At 71.3% G+C, this 6,628-nt stretch carries 1 protein-coding gene; it reads left to right on the forward strand.

Going from position 1 to position 6,628, the window contains the following annotated elements; all coding sequences use genetic code 11:
- Positions 1–6,628 (forward strand): type I polyketide synthase (locus CU044_RS12340; protein WP_240045526.1); only part of this gene is annotated, 6,628 nt, incomplete at both ends.

Below are 6,628 nucleotides of genomic sequence, written 5' to 3' on the forward strand. Positions count from 1 at the left end.
CCTTTGATGGATCCGATGCTGGACGACTTCCGCACCGTCGCGGAGGGCTTGTCGTTCGCGGCTCCCCGTATCCCGGTCGTGTCGAATCTGACCGGTGGCCTGGCGTCGGCGGAGGAGTTGTCCTCGCCCGCGTACTGGGTACGGCATGTCCGCGAGGCGGTCCGCTTCGCGGATGGTGTGGGGACGCTGGCCGAGCAGGGTGTGGGTACGTTCCTGGAGCTGGGTCCGGACGGTGTGCTGTCGGCCATGGCCCAGGAATCCGTACCGGAAGAGGCGGCGGTCGTACCGATCCTCCGCAAGGACCGCCCCGAGGAGTCGACCGCGCTCGCCGCGTTGGCCCAGCTGCATGTGCGGGGAGTTCCGGCGGACTGGCCGGCGTTGTTCGCGGGGGCCGGCGCGCGGCGGGTCGAGCTGCCCACGTACGCCTTCCAGCGCACGTGGTTCTGGCCGGCGGGGCCCCTGGGCGGTACCGGCGACGTACGGGCCGCCGGGCTCGGTTCAGCCGAGCATCCGCTGCTCGGTGCGGCCGTCGAACTCGCCGAGATCGAGGGCGCGTTGGTGACGGGTCGGTTGTCGGTCCAGTCGCATCCGTGGCTGGCTGATCACGCGGTGATGGGCCGGGTTCTCGTACCGGGAACGGCGCTGCTTGAGCTGGCGATCCGGGCCGGTGACGAGGTCGGCTGTGACCGTGTGGAGGAGCTGACGCTCGCCGCGCCACTGACCCTGCCCGAGCGTGGTGCGGTTCAGGTGCAGGTCGCGGTCGGTACCCCTGACGAGTCGGGCCGTCGGTCGGTGGGGATCTACTCCCGCCCCGAGGACGGGGCGGACGGATCATGGACGCAGCACGCCACCGGCGCGCTGACGACCGCCGACACCACTGCCGCCGACTCCGGTTTCGACGCCACAGTGTGGCCGCCGGCCGGTGCCGAGTCCCTCGACGTCGAGGGTTGCTATGAGAGGTTCGACGAGCTGGGATTCGTGTATGGGCCGGTGTTCCAGGGGCTGAGGGCGGCTTGGCGGCGCGATGGCGAGATCTTCGCGGAGGTGAGCCTGCCGGAGAGCGCGGAGGGTGACGCGGCCAGGTTCGGTCTGCATCCCGCGCTGCTGGACGCGTCTTTGCATGCGTCGCTTCTGGCGGGTGGCGGAGACGGTGAGGAGGCCGGTGGTGGTCTGCCGTTCTCGTGGGTGGGTGTGTCGTTGTACGCGACGGGTGCTTCTGCGTTGCGGGTGCGGTTGGCTTCGGTGGGTAAGGACGCGTTGTCCGTGGCCGTCGCCGACATGTCCGGTCAGCCGGTCGCTACCGTCGACTCGCTTCTCGTACGGGCCGTGTCGCGCGAGCAGCTGACCGGCTCCGCTTCCGTGGACCTCGTCCGTGACGCGCTGTTCGGGCTGGAGTGGACGCCGGTGACGGCGGCGGCCGAGCCGGCCGCCCAGGGGGCGCCCACGACCACGACGGGGTCGGCAGTCCCGGGCTCGCTCGTCGTCCTCGGACCGGACCCGATGGGACTCGCCGACGCCATGACCGAGTCCGGCGCGGAGGTCGGTACGCACACCGATCTGGTGTCGCTGGCGGCGGGGGAGTCCCCGATGCCGGGCACGGTGCTGGTGGGCATCGACGGTACGTCGCCCCCGAACGAGGTCGCGGAATCCGCCCACGCGCTCACCGCCGAGGTCCTGGCGCTGATCCAGGGCTGGCTGGCCGAGGAGCGGTTCGCCGGCTCGCGGCTGGTGTTCGTCACCCGGGGGGCCGTGTCCGTGGACGGCGGTGCTGTCGCCGACCTGGCGGCGGCCTCCGTATGGGGTCTGGTGCGGTCCGCGCAGTCGGAGAACCCCGGCTGCTTCGGGCTGCTGGATCTCCCCGCCGACCTGTCGTCCCTGTCCGAGGCGCGAAAGGCTCTCGATTCCGATGAACCACAGCTGATCGTCCGCGACGGCGCGATCCGCGCGGGACGACTGACCCGTGTCCCCCTGACCGCCGGCGAGAACGGTGACCAGACCGGCCCGGCATGGGACACCGAGGGCACGGTCCTGATCACCGGCGGTACGGGCGGTCTTGGCGGCGTCCTGGCCCGGCATCTCGTCGCCGAGCGCGGCGTGCGCCATCTGCTGCTCGCCAGCAGGCGGGGTACGGAGGCATCCGGCGCCGCCGAACTGGTCGCCGAGCTGACCGCCCGCGGCGCGCGGGTCACGGTCGCCGCCTGCGACCTCGCCGACCGGACGGCCGCGTCCGGGCTGCTGGCCGGCGTACCGTCCGAACATCCGTTGACCGCCGTGGTGCACGCGGCGGGTGTGCTGGATGACGGTGTGGTCGGTTCGCTGTCGCCTGAGCGGTTGGACACGGTGCTGCGGCCGAAGGTGGACGCGGGGTGGCATCTGCATGAGCTGACGCGTGATGTTGGTCTGGACGCGTTCGTGGTGTTCTCCTCTGTCGCGGGTGTGTTCGGTGGTGCCGGGCAGGGTAATTACGCGGCGGCCAATACGTTCCTGGACGCTTTGGTGGCGTGTAGGCGGGCCGAGGGTCTGCCGGGTGTGTCGCTGGCCTGGGGTCCGTGGGATCAGGTGGGCGGGATGACCGGGACGGTGAGCGAGGCGGACATGCGGCGCCTGGCACGCTCCGGGATGCCGCCGCTCTCCGTCGAGCAGGGCGTCGCCCTCTTCGACGCGGCGCTCGCCTCCGGTGAGACCGTGGTGGCGCCCGTACTGCTGGACCTCCCGGCGCTGCGCGCACAGGGCGATGTACCGCCGCTGCTCAGGTCGTTGATCCGCACCCGCTCCCGGCGGAGCGCGATCGCCGGATCGGCCACCGCGACCGCCGCCGCCGGGCTTCTCGGCCGACTGGCGGGGCTGACCTCGTCCGCGCGGCACGAAGCGCTGCTGGATCTCGTACGGAGTCAGGTCGCCCTCGTACTCGGCCATGCCGACGCGGCAGCCGTGAACGCCACCTCGCAGTTCCGGGAGTTGGGCTTCGACTCGCTGACGGCCGTGGAACTGCGCAACCGGCTGAGTACGGTGACGGGTCTGCGGCTGACAGCCACGCTGATCTTCGACTACCCGACCGCGACAGCGCTCGCGGACCATCTCCGGGAAGAACTGTTCGGCACCGAGGCCGGGGCCGACGCCGCGACCACGATCCCGGTCAGGATGCTGCCGCCCGTGGCCGACGATCCGATCGTGCTCGTCGGGATGAGCTGCCGCTATCCGGGCGGGGTGGCCTCGCCCGAGGACCTGTGGCGACTGGTCACCGAGGGCACCGACGCGGTCTCCGGCTTCCCGGCCAACCGTGGCTGGGACGTGGACGGTCTCTTCGACCCGGACCCGGACCACGCGGGTACGTCGTACACCCGCTCGGGCGGATTCCTCGAGAACGCCGGCGACTTCGATGCCGCCTTCTTCGGGATGAGTCCGCGCGAGGCGATGGCGACGGACTCGCAGCAGCGGCTGTTGCTCGAAGCGTCGTGGGAGGCGATCGAGCGGGCCGGTATCGACCCGGTGTCGCTGAAGGGCAGTGCGACCGGTGTGTTCGCCGGTGTGATGTACAACGACTACGGCACCACACTGAACGGCAAGCAGTTCGAAGGACACCAGGGCCAGGGCAGCGCGGGCAGCGTGGCCTCGGGCCGGGTCTCGTACACCTTCGGGTTCGAGGGCCCCGCGGTGACGGTGGACACGGCGTGCTCGTCGTCGCTGGTGGCGATGCATCTGGCGGCCCAGGCGCTGCGCGGCGGCGAATGCTCGCTGGCGCTCGCGGGCGGTGTGACGGTCATGTCGACCCCGGGCACCTTCGTGGAGTTCTCCCGGCAGCGGGGTCTGTCGCCGGATGGCCGGTGCAAGGCGTTCTCGGAGTCGGCCGATGGCGTGGGCTGGTCGGAGGGTGTCGGCATGCTGGTGCTTGAGCGGCTGTCCGACGCGCGGCGCAACGGCCACCAGGTGCTGGCGGTGCTGCGCGGCAGCGCGATCAACCAGGACGGCGCGTCCAATGGACTCACCGCCCCCAACGGCCCGTCCCAGCAGCGCGTGATCCGTCAGGCGCTGGCCAGCGGCGGACTGTCCCTGGACGATGTGGACGCCGTGGAGGCGCACGGTACGGGGACGACGCTGGGCGACCCGATCGAGGCGCAGGCGCTGTTGGCCACGTACGGACGGGACCGGGACCCGGAGCGTCCGCTGCTCCTCGGTTCGGTGAAGTCCAACATCGGTCACACGCAGGCCGCCGCCGGTGTCGCCGGTGTCATCAAGATGGTGCTGGCGATGCGGCACGGAACGCTGCCGCGCACGCTGCACGTGACCGAGCCCTCGTCGCATGTCGACTGGTCGGCGGGTGCGGTGGAACTGCTGACCGAGCAGACGCGGTGGCCGGAGAGCGACCGGGTACGGCGTGCGGGTGTCTCGTCCTTCGGTATCAGTGGGACGAACGCGCATGTCATTCTCGAACAGCCTAAGCCGGTGGCCGAGTTGACCACCGAGCCGACCGAGCCGACCGAGCCGACCGAGCCGACCGAGCCGACCGAGTTGGCGGAGCCGACCGAGCCGACCGAGTTGGCGGAGTCGGCCAAGCCGACTGAGCTGGCGGAGTTGGCCGGGGTGGAGTCCGCGTCGCCCGCTGTGGTGCCGTGGGTCCTCTCGGGCAAGACCCCGCAGGCGCTGGCGGCCCAGGCGGCCAGGCTGCGCTCCTACGTCGAGGCGCGGCCGGAGCTGCGGCCGGTGGATGTCGGGTTCTCGCTGGCGACGGGCCGCTCGGTGTTCGAGCACCGCGCGGTGGTGCTGGCGGGCGATTCCGCAGATGCGGTGCGGGCTCTTGGGGCTCTGGCGTCCGGTGATGCGGATCCGTCGGCGGTGTCGGGAGCCGCGCTCGGAGGCAGGACAGCGGTGCTGTTCTCCGGTCAGGGCAGTCAGCGGCTCGGTATGGGCCGCGAGCTGTACGGGCGGTTCCCGGTGTTCGCCGCCGCGCTGGACTCCGTACTCGCCGCGCTGGAGGGGGAGTTGGAACGGCCCCTGCGCGAGGTGATGTGGGGCGAGGACGCCGAGCCGCTGAATGACACGGGCTTCACCCAGCCCGCGCTGTTCGCCATCGAGGTGGCGCTGTTCCGGCTGGTGGAGTCGTGGGGCGTGAAGCCGGACTTCGTCGCCGGTCACTCGATCGGTGAGATCGCGGCCGCGCATGTGGCGGGGGTGTTCTCGCTGAAGGACGCCTGCACCCTGGTCCTGGCGCGGGCGAAGCTGATGCGGGCACTGCCGGCCGGTGGCGCGATGGTCGCGGTACGGGCGACGGAGGACGAGATTCTTCCGCTGCTGTCGGACGAGGTGTCGATCGCCGCGATCAACGGTCCCGCTTCCGTCGTCGTCTCCGGCGATGAGACCGCGGTTCTGGCCGTGGCGGCGCTGCTGGAGGCGCAGGGTCGCAAGACCACGCGTCTGCGGGTGTCGCACGCCTTCCACTCGCCTTTGATGCGGCCGATGCTGGACGACTTCCGTGCGGTGGCCGAGGGCTTGTCGTTCGAGACACCCCGTATCCCGGTCGTGTCGAATCTGACCGGTGGCCTGGCGTCGGCGGAGGAGTTGTCCTCGCCCGCGTACTGGGTACGGCATGTCCGCGAGGCGGTCCGCTTCGCGGATGGTGTGCGGACGCTGGCCGAGCAGGGCGTGCGCACGTTCCTGGAGCTTGGTCCGGACGGTGTGCTGTCGGCCATGGCCCAGGAGTCCGTACCGGAAGAGGCGGCGATCGTACCGATCCTCCGCAAGGACCGCCCCGAGGAGTCGACCGCCCTCGCCGCGCTGGCTCGCGTCCACGCGCACGGGGCGACGGTCGACTGGACCGCGTTCTTCACGGGTACGGGGGCGCGGCCGGTCGAGTTGCCCACGTACGCCTTCCAGCACCAGTGGTTCTGGCCGGCCGGGTCGCAGTCCGCCACCGCCGGTGATGTGCGCGCGGCGGGTCTCGGTTCCGCCGAACATCCGCTGCTGGGCGCGGCCGTCGAACTCGCGGCCGGCCAGGGGGTGTTGTTCACCGGTCGGTTGTCGGTCCAGTCGCATCCGTGGCTGGCTGATCACGCGGTGATGGGCCGGGTTCTCGTACCGGGAACGGCGCTGCTTGAGCTGGCGGTCCGGGCCGGTGACGAGGTCGGCTGCGACCGTGTGGAGGAGCTGACGCTCGCCGCGCCACTGACCCTGCCCGAGCGTGGTGCGGTTCAGGTGCAGGTCGCGGTCGGTACCCCTGACGAGTCGGGCCGTCGGTCGGTGGGGATCTACTCCCGCCCCGAGGACGGGGCGGACGTGTCGGACGCACCCTGGACCCAGCACGCCACCGGCGCGCTGGTCGGCCGCTCCGAGGGGGCGGAGACCGGGTTCGACGCGACGGTATGGCCGCCGGCCGGTGCCGAGTCCCTCGACGTCGAGGGTTGCTATGAGAGGTTCGACGAGCTGGGATTCGTGTATGGCCCGGTGTTCCAGGGGCTGAGGGCGGCTTGGCGGCGCGATGGCGAGATCTTCGCGGAGGTGAGCCTGCCGGAGAGCGCGGAGGGTGACGCGGCCGCGTTCGGTCTGCATCCCGCGCTGCTGGACGCGTCTTTGCATGCGTCGCTTCTGGCGGGTGGCGGAGACGGTGAGGAGGCCGGTGGTGGTCTGCCGTTCT

It is taken from the genome of Streptomyces sp. L-9-10 (genome assembly GCF_004151105.1).
Classification (GTDB): Bacteria; Actinomycetota; Actinomycetes; order Streptomycetales; family Streptomycetaceae; genus Streptomyces.